Genomic DNA, 20,239 nt, shown 5'->3' with positions numbered 1-20,239 from the left:
GCGGCACGGCAACGCCGCGCGGCAGCCGCAGTGCGGCCTGCGTCGTCATCAGCGCATTGCATCGGCCTCACAGGCTCTAGTCGTGTGGACTGGCAGCATCGGCCGATCGATCCCGCTGTCGGAGCCTTCATGCAGCCACTCTCTTCGTCTTCTCGCGGTTGGACCATCGGTCCGCTGCATGCTGCGCTATTGGGCGCGGTGTGGCCGCTGTTCCTGGGCGCGTTGCTCAGCGACTACGCCTATTGGCGCAGCTACCACATTCAGTGGAGCAACTTTGCCGCCTGGTTGTTGGTTGGCGCCATGGTGATGGCGACCTTGGCGTTGGTCTGCGCCATCGTGGCGCTGATCCGCGGCCAGCGCCACCTGGGCTATGTACTGGTGCTGCTCGCAACCTGGGGCGTTGGCTTCTTCGATGCTGTCCATCACGGACGCGATGCCTGGGCAATCATGCCCACAGCGTTGGTGTTGTCGGTGATCGCGACGGCGTTGGCCTTGGTCGCCACCGTGCTGGGTTTTGCACGCTTGCGGGGAGGTGCACGATGAAGGTTCATCACGTGACACGCATCGCTGGCACGTCGTTGGCCATCGCCCTTGCCGCCTGCAGTCAGGCGCCGCAGCTGGATCAATACGGTCAGACGCCAGAGATGCCTGCGCCGGCGCGTGGTCTGATGCCGGACATGGTGATCGCCGATCCAGTTGCTTGGGGCGACCGCAAGCCGACGGTGCCGGCCGGGTATCGGATCGACGCGATCGCGACAGACCTCACCATTCCGCGCCAGACGCTGCTGCTTCCCAATGGCGACATTCTGGTGGCCGAAGGCCGCGGCGGTAATGCACCCAAGCTCAAGCCCAAGGACATCATCGCCGCGCCGATCAAGGCGCGTGGCACGACCTCGGTCAAGAGCGGCAATCGCCTGACCCTGTTGCGCGATGCCGACGGCGATGGCCGTTACGAGCTGAAGACGGTGTTCGCCGACAAGCTCAACGCGCCGTATGGCCTGGCGCTGATCGGGTCGGCCTTGTACGTGGCCAACCAGGATGCGCTGGTGCGCTTCGATTATCGCGAAGGGCAGACCAAGGCCGACGGCCCGCCGCGCAAGGTCACCGATTTGCCATCTGCGATCAACCACCACTGGACCAAGTCATTGACCGCCAGTGCGGACGGGCGGTTTCTCTACGTGGGCATCGGCTCCAACAGCAATATCACCGAACGCGGCATGGAGGCCGAAGTCGACCGCGCACAGGTCTGGCAGGTGGACGCCGCCACTGGCGCGCACAAGGTCTATGCCACCGGCCTGCGCAATCCCACCGCCTTGGCGATCCAGCCAGGCAGCGGCGTCCTCTGGTCGGTGGTCAACGAGCGCGACGAGATCGGCCCGAACCTGGTGCCCGACTATCTGACCTCGGTGCGCGAGGGCGGCTTCTACGGCTGGCCGTATAGTTACTGGGGCCAGCATGTGGACACCCGCGTGATGCCGCAGGATCCAGGCAAGGTCGCGTCCGCCATCGCGCCCGACTATGCCCTGGGATCGCACGTCGCTGCGCTCGGCGTGGCGTTTTCCGCCCCCGCGCTGGGCACGCAGTTCGGCGATGGCGTGTTCGTGGGCGAGCACGGCAGTTGGAACCGCAATCCACCGGTGGGATACAAAGTGGTGTTCGTGCCGTTCCGCGATGGCCGACCGGTGGGCAAGCCCATCGACTTCGTGTCGGGGTTCTTCGGCGACGACGGCAAGACCCGCGGGCGTCCGGTGGGTGTGACGGTCGATCCACGCGGAGCGCTGATCATCGCCGACGATCTGGCCAATACCATCTGGCGCGTGACGCCGCAGACAGCCAGCCCGCGCTAGGCGTTGCAAGTTCGTGCCTCCGCCGGCCGGCTGCGCCGGCGGAGGGTGGAACGTTCTTCAGGCAGCCATCGGCGGCGCGACGACGATCTGCTGTCGCATGCTGTCGCATGCCGTCGCTACGGCCGCACGTCGATGCGATTGCCGCCTTGCTAGCATCGCCGTATCACCTCGGAACGTCACCACATGGCGAACATCCTCATTCCCGAGCCCGAGCTGTTTCTGCAGGGGCAGGGCGAACCGTCCCTGCGCTGGGGCATTCTCGGCCCCGGAACGATCGCGTCGGCATTCGTGCGGGCATTGCGCCGCAATACCCGGCAGCGACCGTTCGCGGTGGCTTCGCGCAGCCGCGAACGCGCCGATGCATTCGCCAGTACCTTCGCACTGGAGCGCTCCTACGATCGCTATGCAGCGCTGGTGGAAGACCCCGACGTCGACATCGTCTACGTGGCCACGCCGCACAGCGCGCATCTCGCACATGGATTGCTGGCCCTGCGCGCCGGCAAGCATGTACTGATCGAAAAGCCCATCACCACCTGCGCAGACGATGCGCGCGTGCTGGTACAGGAAGCACGCGCACGTGGCCTGTTCCTGATGGAGGCGATGTGGAGCCGCTACCAGCCGCACACCTCGGTGATCCGCAAGCTGCTGGCGCAGGGAGCGCTCGGCGAGGTGCGGCATGTATTTGCCGATCTCAGTCAATCCGGACCCACCGATCCCATGCATCGCCAGCGGCGCGCAGAGCTCGGTGGCGGGGCGTTGCTGGATCTGGGGGTCTATACCGTGCAGTTCTCGTCGATGGTGCTGTCGGCGCCGACGGCGATCACTGCGGTCGGCGCGCTGACCGACACCGGCGTGGATGCGTTTTCGACGCTGGTGGTGTCGCACGCAACCCTGGCGCAATCCACGTTGATCAGTTCCATCGTCGGACGCAGCAGCTCGACCGCCTATATCGCAGGAAGCCAGGCGCGTATCGATCTCGGGAACGATTTCCATAATCCCGGCGCCTTGCGCATTGTCAGCACTGCCGGAACCTCGATGGAGTGGGTGGATCCGACCAGCATCCATGGCTACGACGGACTGTCGTGGCAGGCTACCGCGGCCGCGCGCTACATCGGCGAAGGTCGCCGCGAATCGCCACTGCACCCACTGGACGAAGTCGTCCAGATCATGACGACCCTGGATACTGCGCGCGCGCAGCTGGGCGTCAACGTCGCAATTGCCCGCATGGGGCATGCAGCCGATTGAGGCACGCCGGATGGATTCCCTCCACAGACAGGAAAGCAAGAGCAGCTCATCGCTTTATTGCGCCGCAGCAAGATCCGGCTGCGCGGGGCCGACGTCGATCGAGCGCTGAAACGATCAAGGCCCCGCAGAGCGGAGCCTTGGTCGAAGGACTGCGACCTACGAGACGACTAGCGTGCTTATGGCGTCGTTATGGCAGATCGCACTTGATCTTGGCGTCCACGTAGTACGGCTTGGGGACGTCGGGATTGGGATTGGTCTTCTCGAACACCACCTCGAACGAGTCCATATTCACCTTGCCTTTGCGCGACTCACAGGCTTCCTGCAATTTCTTCTTGACGGCGGTGATACCCGCCTCGCGATTGGCGCCTTCGGCGCTGTTGGTCAGGTTGGCGACTTCGGCCATGGCCAGGGGGCTGAGCCCGAGCAGGCATCCAGCGAGCAACGTGCGGTACACGGTCTTCATGCGATCTCCTTGTGATGTGACCTGAATCGGCTGCAAGGCTGCAGCGCGCCGCCAGCATAGGAATGCTGTGTGAAGGGGCCGTGGGTGTTCCCCATCTGCGAGCCCTCCCACGGCAGATACCGATGGGAATGCGCTGGCCAGCCAGGCCATGGTCGGTCGCTTGGGCTGCCAGGCCGCGTCGCGCGCGCGCCCAAGCCTTGCTCGCCCGGTGGCGTCGTTGCGCTGCACCAACCTCCATCGTCTGGCAAACGCGCAGCCGCCGTTGGCGAACGCGATGGCGGCATTTTCGCCGCAGCCCGTATGACATCGGCGTGTCTGTGCAACGAAAAACGGCGGGCATTGCTGCCCGCCGTCTGTCATCTGCATTGCGCGAACATTACTGCACGCAGGTGCTCACGGTGTTCAGCACCTGCTGACGGAACGCCGCCACGCCATCGATGTAAGCGAAGCCGGTCGGCAGCGCCGGACGGGTAGTGGAGTTGTAGAAGATGCCGAACAGATCCTTCACTGCCTGCACATGGGCCGCGCTGCCATTGCCGCTGGTGTAGCCGGCCAGGTAGGTGATCGCAGCGATCGGGTAGGCATTGGTGATTGCGGCCGTCGGATTGACCAGACGCGTGCAATTCTTGACGGTCGTCGAGCCGCTGCCCGGCACGGTGTTGACGGTAGCGCCGTCGAGCACGCGGCCGCTCAGCAGTGCGGCGGCCGCCAGCGCCACCGGGGTAGCCTGACCGGCGCTGTTCTTGCCGAACTGGGTCGGGTCAAAGCTGTCGACAGTGGCGTAGCGCGCCGACTGCAGCACGACTTCACCGATATCGGCGTAACCCACCGCATTGCTGTTGCCGCTGGCACGCACCGCCGACACGACGCCGTTGTTGCCGCTGGCACCGATCGCACGCGAGCCGTAGACGGTGCTCACGCCGCCAGGCAGTGCCGAGTTGAAGGTCTGGTTCGGGGTGAACACGAAGCCGGAGGGTACGTTGGAGGTGTTGTTGCACGCGCGCGCCAGATAGCTGGTGAAGGCGAAGGTGGTGCCGCTACCGTCGGTGCGGTACACGATCTTGATCGCGCCGGTCGCGCCGCTACCGGACACCAGCGACCAGTCGCTGACCTGGCCGGAGTAGATCTGGCAGACCTGGGCGGTGGTCAGCGCCAAGGTGGCGGTGCTGGGGTTGGTGGCTGCGCTGTGCGGCAGGGCGATTGCGCCGGCGAGAGTGGGGATCTGCACGATGCCCACGCGCGATGCGCCATTGGTGCCGTTGAGGAAGGCATTGTAATCGGTGGTGCTGTAAGGCGCATCGGTGCCGATGAAGTCCGGAGCGGCAGCGGCGGCGCTCAGACCGGCGGGGGACGTGCTGAAATCGTTACAGGCCTGGTTGGCGGCGGTGCTGCCGGCAAGGGTGTTCTTGCCGAAGCCGCTGCCGGTCTGGCAGTAGGACACCTTGTTGGCATTGCTGCCGGCACTGAACGCGGCGAACACCGAGCCGGCGCTGATGCCGGCGGTGCTGGCGGTGCCGGAGGTATTGCCTGCATTGGTGGACAGACGTGCGTTCGGGCTGCTGCTCAGATAGCCGTTGCCGACATAGGGCTGAGCGGGGAAGGTGGCGCCACCACCGTAGAGGGTTTCCGCGGCGAAAGCGGGGGTGGCCAGCGCGCTCAGCGCGATGGCGAGGGCGGCGGTGAGCGAAGCGGGAGCATTGACGAAAGTACGCACTGCTTTTCTCCTTCATTGGAAAACAGCGGGTCGGATCGGGGGATCCGTGCGAATGGCATGCGATGGGACTTCATCGCCGTTGCAGCGTGCGCGCTGTGCATGATCGTGGTGCGACAGCACCAATTCGGTTTTCTTACCTGCACCAACTGCGATCGATTGCGGCTTTGCGGGTGCGGAAACTCACGTTTTTCCGCAAGTTGTCAAAATTGCGGCTGCAATGCAGCGCTACGTGCCAGCACGATGACGGGCACGAGCGCAGCGCTGTCACGGACTCGGCCGGCAACGTGGATCGTTGTCGACGCATTCGCCGAAGCCGAGGACCTGCACGGTGATCACCGATGGCGTGTCGGTAACCGAGGGCGGTCGCTTGGACAGGTCGTCGGCGGCACCGGCCACAGCCGCAGCGGCTGTGGAGGCGCTGCTGAGCGCAGCGGTATTCACGCTACGCGCGGTGCCAATGCCCACGCTGTCGCCCTTGACCTGGATGTTGTCGGCGTTGGCGATGAATTGCGAAGCCACCACCAGGTTGCCAGCGACCCGGATACCGGCATCACCGGCATCCACGGTGCCGCGTGGAGCGACCAGGACCGCACTGCCGCGCGGATCGTCCGCGGTCAGCTGCAAGGTTGCGATGCCGGCACCGCTGACCTGGCCGCTGGCGTCGAACATGCAGAACTGGTCGTTGTCGCAGAGATAGCGAGCACGTGCACGTTCGGCGCTGGTCTTGCTGCCCTTGCCGGCGTTGATGTCGCCGTTGGAACTCCAGATCGTCAGGTCGCCGCCGCGTTGGGTGAAGATGCGGCTCTGGGCCAGCAGGACGCTGGCATCGGTGAAGATGCCGATATCGCCATGGCCAACCGCCAGGATGCCTTGCTGCGCCGGGCCGATCAGCACGCTGCCTTGCGTGTCGACGACGCTGGGCGGCGCCAGCGTGCTACCGGCCTGCAGATCGCCGCCCGGGCCGAGGATGCGCAGATCGCCACCACGCTCGGTCTGCAGCGTCGAGCCACGCATGTCCAAACTGCCGGTGCTGGCACGGGTTGCAGCGCCATTGGCGCCGCCCTCCAGGTTATTGCGGGTATAGCCGCGTTCGGCCGGGAACATCGCCTGGATGGCGGCATAGCCGCGTGCGTATTTCTGGAAGTCGGCGCTGGCCGGGTCGGCGTAGCCTTCGCCGACTTGCTTGAGGACGTCCAGGAAGACGCGCTCGGCCAGCAGTTTGCGGGTGTCGGCCGGCAATTGCGCGAACAGCTGCCAGGCATCGGTCGGCGTGGTCGCCTCCATGGAGGGCTGCGTGGTGGACATCGCAGCAGGCATGATCGTTGTGCCGGTGCGCGGATCGTGCAGGGCGATGAAGTCGAGCAACCATTGGCGATAGGTCGCCGTGCTCTGCGGGCTGGAGGGATCCAGGTACAGCGCCGCCAGCGCATCGGCATCCTCGCCATTGGCCACGCCATAACGCACGACCAGATCGGCGCCGACCGTGGGCAGCGCGCTGTTGCGGCGATTGCCGCTGGTGCGGATGCCACCGGCATTGCGGTCGTTCAACAGTCCGCTGGCGAGCGCTTCGTTGGCAGAGGTCAACGGGCCAAGGTTGCGTCCGGCTTCCACCACGAAGGTGCCGGGGCCGGCCAGGTCCAGCCAACCCCAGCGTACCGTCTCGGTGATGTCGCTGCGCGGTCCGCCCTGGATGGGGGTGTAGTACAGATCGCGTCCGGCCTGCACGCGGCTGAGATCGGACGATCGGTCATGCTGCGCGCGCAGGTCCAGATTGACGATGTCGCCGCCTGCGCGGATATCGACCGCTTTTGGCAAGTCCAGCGTCAGCGGATTGACCATGAAGCCGGTCGTGGCGTAGCCGCCGATCAGATCGCCCTGGCGGGCGTAGATACGCACCGGTTGTGGATCGTCGCGATGCAGGTCGAGGTGGTCATCGGCAGCCGGCAGGCCGTCGTCGCCGGCATAGGCGCCGGCCTGATCGAGCATCGCCAACTGGAACTTGCGCTTGTTGCCGACCAAGGTGTCGTCGAATAGCCGTACGTCGTCTTGCGCCATCAGTTCCAGTTGCCCCTGCGCGGACGGGTACAGGCGTGCGCTGTTCTCGATCTGCACCGTGCCTCCGTGCGCGATCGCCTGCAGCTGCGCCGGCAGCACGCTGTCGTAGGCGCTGGCGCTGAGAATCACCGCATCCTCTCCCAGCGCGTTGCGTTCGCGCTGGCCATTGGCGAACAACAAACCCGGCAGTTTGAGGGTGCCCAGGCGGACGTCGCCGTTCAGACTTTCGATCGCCACTGCCGACGCATCGCCGTAGTCGATGGTCGCGCGTGCGTTGTCCAGTGTCGGCGCGGCATTGCCGGAGGCGACCAGGTAGCTGGGATTGAGGATGGCGCCGATCGCTGCGCCGCTGCCTGCGTGCACCGACCATTGGCCGTCCTGCAAGGCCAGGATCGGATCGATGCCGCTTTGCACGCTGCGCGGACCGGTGCCCGCATAGCCTTGCGCCGACAGCGAGAAGGCACTGCCGAGACTGCCGCCCGCTTGCAGGCGGCCTTGCCCCAGTGCGACGAAGTAATCGCCGCCCAGCACGTCGCGACCGGCCTCCAGGTCCAGGTCACCGCCGCCATAGGTGCGACGGCCATTGCCATCGAGCTGGTAGCTGGTCGGCAACGACACCGACAACTCGCGAACATCGCGTCCGGCCTGCACCGCGACATCGCCGCCGCTGCTGAGGATGCCCTGGGCGAAGCCTGCATAGTTGATCACCCCGGCACGCGGGGTGCTGCCATCGGCGCCGACCGGATTGCCGAGCTGCAACCAAGGCCACCAGTATTGGCCGACATAGTTGCCGACCAGGCCGGTGCGGCTGCCATCGCGATCGAACACCTGGCGGTTGCCGACGATGTCGCGACCGGCCTGCAGCAGCAGATCGCCGGCCGCCTCCGCATTGGCCTGCGCGCCGATCACCTGGTCGGCGCTGCGATTGATCACGCCGCCATTGCCATCGGCGTCTTCGTTGCGCAGCACGCGGGTATCGGTGCCGATCTCGCTGTCGGCGGCCGGTCGTCCAGCGGTATAGATGCTGGCCGGGGCATCGGCATCGGCCAGGCGCAGGTCGCGCGCGGCGGCGATCTGGATGCTGCCGGTGCCGGTGCGTACCACGGTTGGCAGCAGCACATCGCGCTTGCCTGCTTCCTGGTAGCGCTGATGACCGTCGATCACCACGTCGGCGGTGCTGTCGCGACGCAAGGCATCCGGACGCAGGTTGGCGAAGTCGGCACCGGCGACGATGCGATAGCGGGTGCTGTCGCCACCGATCAGGCTGGTGGTCGCCATCGGCAGCGGATTGCGGGCATTGGCCTGCAGCGATGGCGTGTTCTGGGTGGCGGCCGGCAACAGCGGGCCGATCACCGGCAGCGAGGGCAGGGTGAGCGTGGGCAGCGCGAATTCGCCCAGCGCGTTGTAGAACGCCGACAGGTCGAGCAGATAGCGCTCGTAGTTGTGCAGGTACTGCGCATAGTCGGCCGGCGAGGTCGGCCCGGCAGGCGCGCTGGGTTGTCCCGGATAATCCTGTACCGGGAATCCCGACTCCGGCGCGTAGTTGAGGATGAAGCCGCCCAGCAGCGTATTGGCGGGCGGGAAACCCGGCAGTTCGGCTTGCGGTTTCTGCAGCATGTCCAACAGCTGCAGGTACTGCCCGTAATACTGCAACGCTTCTTCTTGATCGCCTCCGGGATTGGCCGGCGGTGCCGGAATCAATCCATCCAGCGAGACGAATTGGTCCTGGCCAAAGGTCAGCACCGCCTGGTAGCCGGCCTGCGCGCTCGGGTAGTTCGCCTGCGGGCCGCCGCCGCCGAATGGATTGCTCAACTGATAGAAGCCATCGCTCAGGCTGGCCTTGATCATGACGCCTGCTTGCGCGCGCAGGCTCAGCGTCGGCGCAGTGCCCTGGTAGCGGAAGTCGAGCTGATTGCGATTGGCACCGGAGCCGAGGTTCCAGTTGCTGAGCACGCGGATCTCGCCGCCGTTGATGCCGGGATCGGGGTTGCGCAGTTCGATGCCCGGACGTGCGCGCAGGTTGGGCACGTTGGCCAGGCGTCCCTCGAAGCGGAACCCCGGGTTCTGCACGAAGCCCATCAACGTGCCAGGCGTGCCGGCGGTGTCGTCGGCGTAGCCGTAGAACTGCCGATGCGCAGCGTTGGCGCTGTCGGGAGTGAAGACATAGCGGCTGAGGTAGTCGGCGATCTGCGCCGGAGTGGTGGGCGCGCTGGCGATCGCATTGCCCGACAGGTCCGCCCAGCTGCCGACGAGCAGGTTGCCCTGGGCGTCGTACCAGCCGGCCGGATCGACGATGCCGTCGAAGTGCTTGGACGGATCGACGCTGGCGTCGGTGGTGCTCCACACCGCATAGGCTTCCAGGCCGACCTCGCGTGCGCCCCGGATGCTGGCGCCTGCGGCGACGGTGAGATTGACTTCGCCGTCGCTGAGCAGCGGCATGCGCAGTTGCACCTCGCCACCGGAGAGGCCACCGGCGCTGCCGCCGGAGACGTCCAGCACCGCATTCGGGCCGATCGCGATGGTGCCGGCAGCGTCGGCCTGCACGTTCTGGTAGCCGTAGTCGGCATTGAGGGTGCCATCGCCAGTGCCGCTGGTGCCGAGCTGGATGCTGCCGCCACGGCGATCGGCGGTGCTGGCCCGGGCCAGCAGGGTGCCGTTGACGGCAAGCGTGTGGCGCGCCCACAGACCGATGGTGCCGCCCTGCGACCCGGACGCATCGATGCTGCCATCGATGCGCAGGTTGCCATTGTCGGCATCGCGCGCCGCCGCCGTACCTCCGTCAGCGGTCAGGCTGACGCTGTCGGCGCGCAGGGTCTGGCCGGCCGACAGCACCAGGTTGCCGCTGCGGGCGTGCACGTCGATGGCGCCGTCGAAGCCGCCCTTGGCCAATTGCGCCGCCAGCGGATCGAGTGCGATCGGGGTGCCCGCGTCCAAGGTGAAGCGCCCGCCGCGCCCCTGCGCGGCGTGCCCGGCCAGCGTGCCGGCGAGGCTGACCCCGCCCTGCACGGCCGACACCGCCAGACGGCCGGCATCGGCGCTGCCGCTGGCACCGACATCCACGCGGCTGCTGCCGTCCAGACGCACATCGCCACCAAGGGCGGTCAGGCTGATGCTGCCGCCGGGGGTGGTGCGCAGCGTGTCGAAGAAACGGTCGGCGATGCCCGAGGTGTCCAGGCTGGCGCCGTCGTGCAGCAGCAACGCGCCATTGCTGCTGCGCAGGGCGATCGCGCCGGAATTGGCGCGAATCAGCGCCGTGCTGTCGATGCTGCCGCCTTCCAGACCGATGCGGCCGCCCAGCGGCTGGGCGCTGTCGACATTGCCGTCGGTGCGTTGCAGCTGCATCGCCCCGCTGGTGCGCAGGGTCTGGTCGGCGCCGGCATCGGCGCGCAGCAAGGGCGCACGCAAGCGCACGCTGGCCACGCCGGCATCGAACTGACCACGGTCCTGCACCGACAGCGTCTGGCTGGCATCGGCCAGCAGGGCGCCGAAGCCGAGCAATTGCTTGTCGCCGCCAGCGAAGACCAGCTCGCGACCTTGCAGCCGCAGCGTGCCGCCGCTGATCACGGCATCGTCTGCGGGCGCGGCATCGCTGCCGCCGAGATTGGACAGGGTGAGCCGGTCTGCGCTCAGGCCGACATCGCCACCTTCGCCGACGAAGCGCTGCGCACTGAGGGTGAGCGCCGTGCCCACCCGCAGGTCGAGCCCGGCGGCCAGGTCCATGTCGCCATAGCTGCGCACCGTGACCTGCTTGGCCTGAGCGAACTGGCCCAGGCTGGCCGGGCCGAGCACCAGGCCGTCGGCGTCGCTGCCGAGCGCATTCGGATCCAGTCGGACATGCCCGGCACTGGCATCGATGCGCTCGGCGCGCAGCAAGGCGCCGGCAGCGATGGCGCTGTCGCCGGTCGAATCCAGCGTCAGCGCAGCGGCGCCGTCGAGCACGGCGGCATCGCCGATCTGCAGCATCGCGCGCGGTCGTGCGGCATCACCGGACTGAGTGCGTTGCAGTGTGGCTGCGCCGAGGCTGGACAAGCGCACCAGCGCCGCGTCGCCGTCGCTGCTGGTCGGCGTGCCCAGCAACAGCGTTGAGGTTGCCGCCGTGCCATTGCCGCCACTGGCCTGCAGGACGCTGCCGGCATCCACGTGCACGCCGTTGCCACCGGCACCGTCGGCGACCAGCAGCAGCTCGGCCGCACGTAGTGGCGCATTGGCATCGTTGCTGACGCGCACATCCTGCGCGGTGACCTGCACCCGCGTGCCGTCCGTGGTCTGCGTGCGGATGCCGCCCAGCAGCAGGCTGCCGGCATTCAAGGTGGTGAGATCGGCGGCGCTGACGCCGAGATAGCCGCTGGCGGCGCTCTGGTTGTTCCCAAGCACTTGCAGCGCCTTGGCGGCAATGTCGACCTGGGCGGCGTTGCCGCCATCTGCGCCGGTGGTGAGGGTGGCGCCCAGCGCAAGCCGTTCGCCGGCGGCCAGGATCAGCTGTCCACCATCGCGCGGCAGGGCCGGTGCGACCTGGCCGGCGCTGGCCGCCTGCTTGGCGAAGAAGCTGTTGGCGCGGCTGCTGGTGTATTCCGAGTACAGCCCCCAGCTGGCGGCCGATTGCACGTCGAACCATTGCGTGCGCGCGTTGCCGGTGCCGCTCAAGGTGTCGACCAGACGTCCGGCGACCACCGCAGTGCCATCGGGCGCGATCAGGTTTTGTGCCGAGGTAGCATCGCTGCTGCCGCTGCGGGCGACCACGCGGTAGGCGCCGGGCAGGGTGGCGTACTTCGCCGGCAGCAAGGTGTAGGTGCCATCGGGCAGTCCTGGAACGCCACTCAACGCCACCGCGCTGCCCAACGCAGGCGCGCCTTCGCTGCGCTCGAATGCGGCGTCGGTGGCCGCGACCAGCGGCTGCGCGCCCGGCACGATCGCGTAGACCGTGCGGCCGTCCGGATACAGCGGTACCTGCGTCGCCACGCCGGTGGCGTAGCTGGTGTTGTTGGAAGACAGCACGTCGCGGCTGCCGCCGGTGCCGGGCACCCACTCGCTGGCCTGCAGATCGCCACCGCCGGACACGTTCACCTGTGCGCCGGCGTCCAGCGCAATCGCGTCGGCCTGCAGGAGGATCTGCTTGCGTGGCGGCGCGGTCAATGCAGCGCTGCTGCCGGTGGGACTGAAGTCGTAACGCCACTGGCTGCCGTCGACGGTCGTGCCGTACGGCAGTACCGCGCCCTCCAGCGACACCGAGGTCAGGCTGCCGGCGCCCAGCTGCAGCGTGCGGGTCGGCGTCAGCGCCCGCGCACCGAAGACCGCACTGGCCGGGTCCTGCGGGTCGCCGCTGGCGCCCAGCAGCACTTGACCACCCGGCGCGCGCAGTCGGCCTTCTTGCACGATGGTGGTGGCGTCCAGCGCCAGCGTGCCGCCGGCCGACAGCGGCACTGCCGGCAGCGCGCCCTGCGCCTGGATGTGGATCGTGGTGTCGGCCCGGGTGCCGCTGGCATCGGCGACACCGAGTGCACGCACCAGGAAGGTCTCGCCGCTGGCCGGGTAAATCTGCGCGGCACGCAGGGTCAGGTCGCCGGCGGTCAGCAGTTCGCCGGCACGTGCGCTCGCCACGCCGTTGGCGTCCAACTGGTAGGCGTAGTCGGTCGGTGTGTGCAGACGCACTGCACCGGTGCTGGACAGCACCGCTTGGCTGACGCCATCCAGCGCGAGCTGGCCGCCGATATCCAGCTGCTGCGCCTGTACGTCCAATGTGGTACCGCTGCCGCTGCGTGGCTGCGGCAACACGGTGGCGTCACGGCTCGGTTGACGCCAACCGTTGAGGCCGACATAGGCCGCACTCAGGCTGACCTGGCTGCCGTCCGCCAGGCGGGAGAAATCCTGCGCATCGGCCCGCAGCAACGCATAGGACGGCGCGTTCAATTGCAGTGCGCGCGACAGCGACAGCGTCACATCGCCAGCAAAGCCGATCGGCACCATCGCATGCTCGCCGCCGGTCTGGTCGCCGACTCGCAGCGTATCGATGCCGCTGCCGTCCAGCCGATCGACAGCAAAATACAACGGTGCCGGCGTGGCGCCAGCGGATGGCAACGGCAGACCCAACTGCGCGCTCGCCGGCAGGCGGCTGTCGTGCTGGGTGAGGATGATGCCGCTGGGCCCGGGCAGGACGGTGGTCGGGCCATCGACCAGATTGAGCGGCAACAGCGAGAGCGTACCGCCGCGATCCTGCCCAGTGCCGCCGGCAGCGCGTATCGCGCCTTCGAAGAACAGGCCGGTGTTCGCGGCCAGGTCGAGCTGGCCGCCAGCGCTGCCGACCGTCTGCGCTTGCAAGGTGTCGCTGGCGCCGATCGCGCCGTTGCCGCTGGGCAGGTCGAGCACCGCGGCACTGCCGCGCAGATCCAGTTGCGCGCCTGCGGCCACCACGACGGCACCGCTGTCGTTGCTGAGGATGATCTGGCCACCGTCGAGCACGCGTCCGCTACGCGGTTGCACCAGGCCGCGTGCGCTGGGGCGCAGCGCGGCCTGCGGATCGAGCAGGGCGATGCCGGAGACATCCAGGCGGCTGTCCGCGCCCAGCCAGACCGATTTGCCCGGCAATGCGTACGCCACGCCGGACGCGCCGCCGGACGGGGCGGACAGGCCGGAGTCGGCGGAGGAGTCGCCGGAAATCGCGATGCGACCGCCCTGGCTCTGGATGCTGCCGAGCACATCGACCTGGCCGCGGCCACCGACGCGCACGTTCGCGCCCGGGTCCAGCAGCAGCTGGGCACCGGTTTCCAGTGCGGTGCGGCCGCTGGCGATGCTCAGGTTCGGGTTGGCGCCCGACCAGGCCAGGAATTCGCCACCACGCAGCGCAAAATCGGTCGTCGGGCGATAGAACGGATCCAGCGTTGCAAGCGTGGCATACCCATTGCCGCCGGCTTGCGACGCGCCGGCCACCACCGCGCTGTCGCTGGGAGCGCTGCGCAGCGCCTGCTGGTCGGGAATCAGGTTGCGCTGGCGAACCCGTACCTGGGCGCCGGCGGCGATGCTGGCATCGCGATAGGCCGCCAGATCGTAGCTGCCGAAGCTGCGTCCATCGAAGAAATCCGGTGCCAGCTGCAGCACCCGCGGGTCGCTCGCCGTCGCAGCCCCGATCTGCACGCCGAAGGCCTGCAGACGCAGCGTGCCGCCGCCAGCGAAGTTGTCGGCATGCAGGCTGGCCGGATCGAACTGCAGGCGGCCGGCATTGTCGGCCACCGGCAGATCGGTGGCGTCGGCCGGGGTGGGGATGCCGTCGTTGCCGGCGCGCACGTACGTACGCAGCGCGATGTCGCCGCCATGGCCGAGCGGACGGCCATCGCGGAGCGTCAGGCTGCCATCCTGGGCGACATAGCCGCCGCTGGATGCATCGAGCACGGCACCGGATGCGACCTGCACCGAGGCGCTGAGGTCGCGCGTCACGCCGCTTAGCGAATCGGTGAGGCGGGCCTGCAGGCCATCCAGGGCGATGCTGCCGCCGTCGATGAAGGCCTTGCCGGCCGGATCGAGCGTCAATCGGCGATCGTCGTTGACCCAGCGCCCGCTGACGTCCAGGCGTGCGCCCGTACCGACCAACAGATCGCCGCGTACCGACAGCGGCGCTGCGTTGGCGCGCGGATCCTGCGGATTGACCAGGCCACCGGCGCTCTGCACGGCGATGCTGCCGGCGCGCGCAGTGATCGCGCCATCGAGCTCGACCCGCTGCGCCTGCAGCGACACGCTACCGCCGTCGGCCACCTGCAGGCGCGCGCCGGCGTCGAGCGCGATCGTCGGTGCATTGCCGATCGCCAGCTGTTGCAGGCCGCTGCCGTTGATCATCCGGGTCGACAGCTGCGACCAGAACAACGGGTTGTCGCGTTGCTGCGCACCGCCTGCGCTGCCCGACACGTCGCTCGCCGCAGTCGTGAGCGCCAGCCCTTGCGGCCAGTCGAGTGTGCTGTCGAGGATCTGCCAACTGCGTGCATCGCGCGCTTCGACAAAGGCGGCACTGCCGATCGTGGCGGCATAGGTGTTGCTGTCGCTGTCGATCCGCAAGGCACCACCCTGCGCCATGCTGCCGTCGGCACGTTGATAGCGCCCGGACAGCGCCTGCGCCGATACGCTGCCGCCCAGCAGGGCCAGGCCCGGCTGGCCGGTGGTGCGTGCCAGTTCGATGGTCAGCGTGCCGCCGTTGCCGCCTTGCAGGTAATCGCTTTCGTAGTAGCGGCGGCTGCCGAGCAGGGGATTGCCGAACTGTTCGCTGACGCCCCAGCGCGCATGATTGACGGTCTGGCTCCCGGCAATGCCGAGATAGCGTTGCTCGGGATCGGCACTGGCCAGGTCGTACAGACGGCCATCGGCACCGAGCAGGCGCGGCGTTTCCACCATGCCGCCCTGGGTGTGCACATAGCCACCGTCCAGATCGAGCTGGGCGCCCGGCGCAATGACCACATCGCGGGCGGCGATGGTGATGCTGCCGCCGTCGAGCAGCATTTGGTCGATCGTGCGCGGCACCTGGTCGACATAGCCCTGGGCGTTGAGCAGCGGGCTGCCGACCCACGGCCGGCCCTGGCTGTCCACGCCGCTGACACGCCGGTCGAACTGCAGCGATTGGCGGAACAGCGTGCCATCGCGTTGCAACGGCGCATCGGCCAATTCGTTCTGGCCGACGCGTGGGATCGTCACCAGATTGTCCTGCATCGTCTGTTGCACGTTGGCGATGCCGGAGACCGCCAGCTGTGCGCCGCTGTCGATCATGACCCGATTGGTCAGTGCCTGACGGCCGCGCAATTGTCCTGGGGTGTTCTCGGCAGCCAGCCCGTACAGATTCAGGCTGCCGCCGGGAACAAACGTCAGCGACTGTCCGGCCAGTTGCACTTGCGCGCCGGCCAGCACCATCTTGGGACCGACGAAGCTGCGATCGGCTGCTGCGCTGGACACGGTGGTCTGGCCATCGTGTTCGGGCAGGATCGCGGTCACCGCGCCGGGCGCCAGTGACAACGCGCCGCCGCGATAATCGAACAGGCTGCCGTCGCCGGTGGCATTGTCCTGGCCGATCGCCAGCAGCATGACGCTGCCAGGCTGACTGATGCCGGTGGTGGCGGTGACCAGGCCGCGCTGCTGCAGGCTGGACCCGGCCAGGGTCACGTTGCCGCGGATGGAGGTGACGATGCCGCTGTTGTCCAGATGGCCGATGCGCGAGAGGTCGCTGTTGATCGGCGAAGAGAAGCCGGAAAACCCCAGCGGAGCGGCGGTGCCGGCAGCGGGGTTGAGCAGGCCCTGCAACTCCTGCGACTGCCGCAGCCCCAGCCCGGCGGCCAGCAAGGCTTGCCCATCCTGCGCAGCGATGGTGCCGGCGTTGCGGACATTGGGTGCGGCGATCAAGGTGTAGCCCTGCGATCCGCTACTCAGGCGCGCGCCGCTCTCCACAGTGATATCGCCCGGCATCGCCCCGGAGGCGGCGGCATCCTGGCCGGTGAGCACCACACCGCTCTGGCCGGTGGTGCCGAACAGCCCGCGACTGAGGAAGGTCTGGTCGCTGAGCGCGCGATTGGGATCGAACAGATCCAGCGAGGACACCAGCAACGAGTGCACATTGACCTGGCTGCTGCCGCCGAACAGCACGCCGTTGCGGTTGAGCAGATAGACCTGGCCGGGCGCCTGGATGCTGCCGAGGATCCGGCTGGGTGCGGTACTCGGATCGTTGACCCGATTCAACGCGATCCATTGCGCGGCGGCATCGCCACCGGCCGATTGATCGAAGCGTAGCTGGGTCTTGCTGCCGACGTTGAAGTTCTCCCAGTTGAGGATGGCCTTCTTCTGCGTCTGGGTAATGGTGACCTGGGTGGTGCCGTTGTTGGTCTGTTGAGTCGGCGCCCGCGCGCCGAGCCAGACATTGCGCTGGCCCAGGCGCGGGTCGGTGGGCGCGATCGCACCCGGGTCCACCTGCAGGTTGTCCGGCAGTTGCAGACCGCCCTGCGCCAGACCATCGGGGATGGCCGAGGCCTGTGCTGCTTGCGCGGCGGCGCGTGCCGCGGCCTGGCTGGCGTCCAGCGCCTGCCGCAGTTGCGCGGCACGTTGGAATGCCTGCAACGATTTCTGCGCCAACTGGCCGGCCGCGGCGGCCTGCGCACCTTGCTGCTGCACCGCCTGCGCCGCCTGGGTGGATGGATCGGCACCACGCCGGACGAAAGCACTGGACTGGGCGGACGCCTGCTCGGCCAACGCGGCGGCGATCGCGGCACTCAGCAACAGCACGCGCAACGGGCGGGGACGGGAGGTGCGGGTCATGGCGAGATCCTTGGGCGAGGCGGCTAGCGCGTCGGTGCAAAGGGGGAGGCGTACTGCGGCGCGGGCGGGCGTTGCGGTTGCAGCGATTGGCCATAGGCCTGGCCGTAGCGTTGTCGCAGCGCGGCCGGCGTGGGCTGGCCCAGGGCGATCGGCGTGCCGGCCACCGGCGGCGCGGTCGCGCTGGGAACTGCGCGCGCACGCGCCACGCTGTCGCGCAACTGCTGGTTCAAGCACGACAACTGGCCGCTGCGATGCTGACCGATCTGCACTTCCACGCAGATCGGCGGTGCCGCGGCGTCGGACGAACCGGCCAGGGCGCGCGCGGCCAGGCCCAGCAGCAGCGCCGCCACGGCCAGGCGGTTCATGGCGCCGCCGCGCTCTGCGGGGGCGGTGCGTCGCGTCCGTCCAGGCAGGTGCGCAATCGCGCATGCTGGTCGGCGAGCGTGTCTTCCAGTGCGTGCACGCGGTTCTCTTCCGCCACTCGCGTCATGCCGAACAACTCGTGGCCACGATGGCGCACGAAGCGCACGAACGCCGGGTCGCGATACAGCCCGGCCAGGCTGCGACCGCTGGCATACAGCGCATCGCCGGCGCTGTTGCAGCGGCTTACCCGGGCCTGGGTCTGGCTGCGTGCGTCCGCCAGCGCCTGTTGTTGCTGCTGCTGCTGTTGTTGGGCGGCGGTCTGCTGTTGGGTGGCCAGGGCGCGCGCGTGCTGCGTGCGCTCCTGCTCCAGCGCCTGCCGTAGCTGGGCGACTTCGCGCTGCAAGGCCGCCGTGCGCGCAGCATCGCTGGGTGCGCTCGCGGCGGGCGGCGCCGGTGGCTGGGCCTCGTGCTCGCGTTGCGCCGCGGCGGTGGCGAGCTGTTGTTGCGCCAGCTCGGCCTGCACCTGGCGTAGTTGCGCGCTGGTCTGCCGCAGGGCGTCGCGCAGACGTTCTTCGGTGGTGGTCTGCGCGGTGGCGATCCACGGAACGCAGCCGACCAGCACGAGGGCAGACAGCACAGGACGCATGCGCATGCTCAGAACTCCGCGCTCAGATCCAGTTGCAGCACGTCCACCGCGTACGGCGGCCCGGATACCTCGTTGGCGCTGAGCCAGCGCAGCGACAGCCAGGTGTTGTGCGCCAGGCCATACGCGCCGCCGAGGATCACGCCGCGCGCATTGGTGCCGCCCATGTGGAAGTCCGAATCGGCGAAGGCATCGGGCACTGCGTCCGATTCCAGGTAGCGGTAACCGATCGACGCGTTCCATTGCCCGGCTTCCAGCGTGCGCGGATGCCCCAGCAACAGGTTGAGCAGGTAGCCCTGATCACCGCCATCGAAGCGGCCGCCATCGCCGAGATTGTTGACCGGGCCAAGCGAGCGCACGCGGGCGGCGTTATAGCGGGTGTTCTTGACCATGTCCGCTTCGACCACCAACTTGATGGGGTCGAACTGCGCCAGCTCCAGCTGCGCATGCAGGTTGGCGACGCCAAACTTGCTGCCGTAGCCGTAGTACTGCAGTTGCGGCCCGCCCGGATTGGACGGGTCGGTGACGATGCTGCGGATCGGCACCAGGGTATTGCCGAACTGTTCGAACTGCGGGCGTGAGCCATCGGTGTCGCAGCTGTCGTTGGCGGTGGGCGCCAGGCACGGGCTGGAGCGCTTGCCTTCGAATTGGTCGTACTGGAAATAGCTCAGCGCCAACCGCAGCGCGGTGTCATCGCCCATGCGCCAGTGCGCGCCGAGCTCGGCGCCATACAGCCATTTGTCGCGGCTGCGGGTCTTGACGGTATTGGTCGAGCCGAAGTCCAGGTCGGTGTTGTAGACCGGGAACACGCCAGCGCTCAGGTAGGGCGCGAACGCGGTGTCGGGCGCGAAGGCGTAGCGGGCGGCGAGGCCGTCGAAGTTGATGTCTTCGTCGAACACCAGCTCGCTGCTCCAGAACGGATTGGCGAAGCGGCCGAACGACAGTCCCAGCTTGGGCGTGGGCTGCAGCAGCAGCGCAGCGCGATCCAGCCAGATCGGCTCCTTGGCCAAATTGCCACCGCCACCCAGCGTCTGGTTGGTGGAGACCGGGCCACGGTCGGCGCCGGTGACCACGCGCACGTCGCCGGTGATCCAGTCGGCGATCTGTGCTTCCACGCCCAGGCGGGCACGGATGCGCAGGCGGCTGCGGTTACGGGTGGTGTTGAGGAAGGGCGCATTCGATGTGCCCACCGTATCGAAGCCAGAGCCGTTGTTGATGTCGGCGAAATTGGGAAAGAAGCCGTAGTTGCCGTCCGGGTAGAAGATGCCTTCGCCACGCAGGCGCAGGTCGCCATACAGGCGCAGGCGCTGGGTCCATTCCGGCAGCACGCCGGGTGCGGCCCAGCCCTCGCGTTTGGCCTGTGCGGTCACTTCGCCGCGTAGCTCCTCCTTGATCTGCTCGCGGACCGGCGCTGGCACATAGGGCACGACCACCGCGCCAGGCTGGGTCTGGTACGGCGGTTTGGACGCCGGGGCGACGTCCGCAGTGGCGGTAGCCGGCGCGGTGACCGCGGCCTCCTGGATCATCGCGTCGGCCTGCTCGCGGGTCAGCACGCCCTTGGCGACCAGCAGGTCGATCAGCCGCAAGGTCACCTGGGGACTGATGCGGGCCGCGTCGACGGTGCTGGCGGTCTG

Annotated in this window: 9 protein-coding genes; 3 read left to right on the top strand and 6 right to left on the bottom strand. The window is 68.0% G+C overall.

Annotated elements, in window-relative coordinates:
- Positions 1-129: 129 nt before the first annotated feature.
- The 3 genes from CKY51_RS01870 (at position 130) to CKY51_RS01860 (ending at position 3,092) form a co-directional block, all read left to right on the top strand.
- Positions 130-543, top strand: a complete 414-nt coding sequence (locus CKY51_RS01870; protein ID WP_031340134.1) for a hypothetical protein — start codon at positions 130-132, stop codon at positions 541-543.
- Positions 540-1,847, top strand: a complete 1,308-nt coding sequence (locus tag CKY51_RS01865; protein WP_022973044.1) for a PQQ-dependent sugar dehydrogenase — start codon at positions 540-542, stop codon at positions 1,845-1,847. Before CKY51_RS01870 ends, CKY51_RS01865 begins: the two co-directional genes overlap by 4 nt.
- A gap of 183 nt (positions 1,848-2,030) precedes the next feature.
- Complete coding sequence (locus CKY51_RS01860) at positions 2,031-3,092, top strand: Gfo/Idh/MocA family protein (protein WP_022973043.1); 1,062 nt, start codon at positions 2,031-2,033, stop codon at positions 3,090-3,092.
- 187 nt (positions 3,093-3,279) lie between these two features.
- On the opposite strand, the gene CKY51_RS01855 is transcribed toward CKY51_RS01860, so the two are convergent.
- The 6 genes from CKY51_RS01855 to CKY51_RS01835 form a co-directional block, all read right to left on the bottom strand.
- On the bottom strand, positions 3,280-3,555 hold the full coding sequence (locus CKY51_RS01855; RefSeq protein ID WP_152248795.1) for a hypothetical protein: 276 nt from the start codon (positions 3,553-3,555) through the stop codon (positions 3,280-3,282).
- Positions 3,556-3,931: 376 nt separating this feature from the next.
- The gene (locus CKY51_RS01850) at positions 3,932-5,269 is read right to left on the bottom strand and encodes a PstS family phosphate ABC transporter substrate-binding protein (protein ID WP_022973041.1); all 1,338 of its coding nucleotides are present in this window, start codon (positions 5,267-5,269) and stop codon (positions 3,932-3,934) included.
- A 264-nt stretch (positions 5,270-5,533) separates the two neighbouring features.
- Positions 5,534-17,599, bottom strand: coding sequence for a filamentous haemagglutinin family protein (locus CKY51_RS01845; protein WP_170292283.1), 12,066 nt, complete (start codon positions 17,597-17,599; stop codon positions 5,534-5,536).
- A 23-nt stretch (positions 17,600-17,622) separates the two neighbouring features.
- Positions 17,623-17,964, bottom strand: coding sequence for a hypothetical protein (locus tag CKY51_RS22350; RefSeq protein WP_022973039.1), 342 nt, complete (start codon positions 17,962-17,964; stop codon positions 17,623-17,625).
- On the bottom strand, positions 17,961-18,614 hold the full coding sequence (locus CKY51_RS01840; RefSeq protein ID WP_031340127.1) for a hypothetical protein: 654 nt from the start codon (positions 18,612-18,614) through the stop codon (positions 17,961-17,963). The genes CKY51_RS22350 and CKY51_RS01840 overlap by 4 nt, the downstream gene beginning before the upstream one ends.
- Before the next feature lie 2 nt (positions 18,615-18,616).
- Positions 18,617-20,239 (bottom strand): putative porin (locus CKY51_RS01835; RefSeq protein WP_152248793.1); only part of this gene is annotated, 1,623 nt, incomplete at its 5' end.

The organism is Xanthomonas maliensis, from assembly GCF_009192945.1.
In the GTDB taxonomy this organism is placed as follows: domain Bacteria; phylum Pseudomonadota; class Gammaproteobacteria; order Xanthomonadales; family Xanthomonadaceae; genus Xanthomonas; species Xanthomonas maliensis.
This window is presented reverse-complemented; position numbering and strand designations above follow the sequence as displayed.

Bases quoted from the DNA above. Each gene is read 5' to 3' on its own strand.
- CKY51_RS01840 (WP_031340127.1), bottom strand. From the start codon at position 18,614: ATGCGCATGCGTCCTGTGCTGTCTGCCCTCGTGCTGGTCGGCTGCGTT.
- CKY51_RS01860 (WP_022973043.1), top strand. From the start codon at position 2,031: ATGGCGAACATCCTCATTCCCGAGCCCGAGCTGTTTCTGCAGGGGCAG.
- CKY51_RS01865 (WP_022973044.1), top strand. From the start codon at position 540: ATGAAGGTTCATCACGTGACACGCATCGCTGGCACGTCGTTGGCCATC.
- CKY51_RS22350 (WP_022973039.1), bottom strand. From the start codon at position 17,964: ATGAACCGCCTGGCCGTGGCGGCGCTGCTGCTGGGCCTGGCCGCGCGC.
- CKY51_RS01855 (WP_152248795.1), bottom strand. From the start codon at position 3,555: ATGAAGACCGTGTACCGCACGTTGCTCGCTGGATGCCTGCTCGGGCTC.
- CKY51_RS01845 (WP_170292283.1), bottom strand. From the start codon at position 17,599: ATGACCCGCACCTCCCGTCCCCGCCCGTTGCGCGTGCTGTTGCTGAGT.
- CKY51_RS01870 (WP_031340134.1), top strand. From the start codon at position 130: ATGCAGCCACTCTCTTCGTCTTCTCGCGGTTGGACCATCGGTCCGCTG.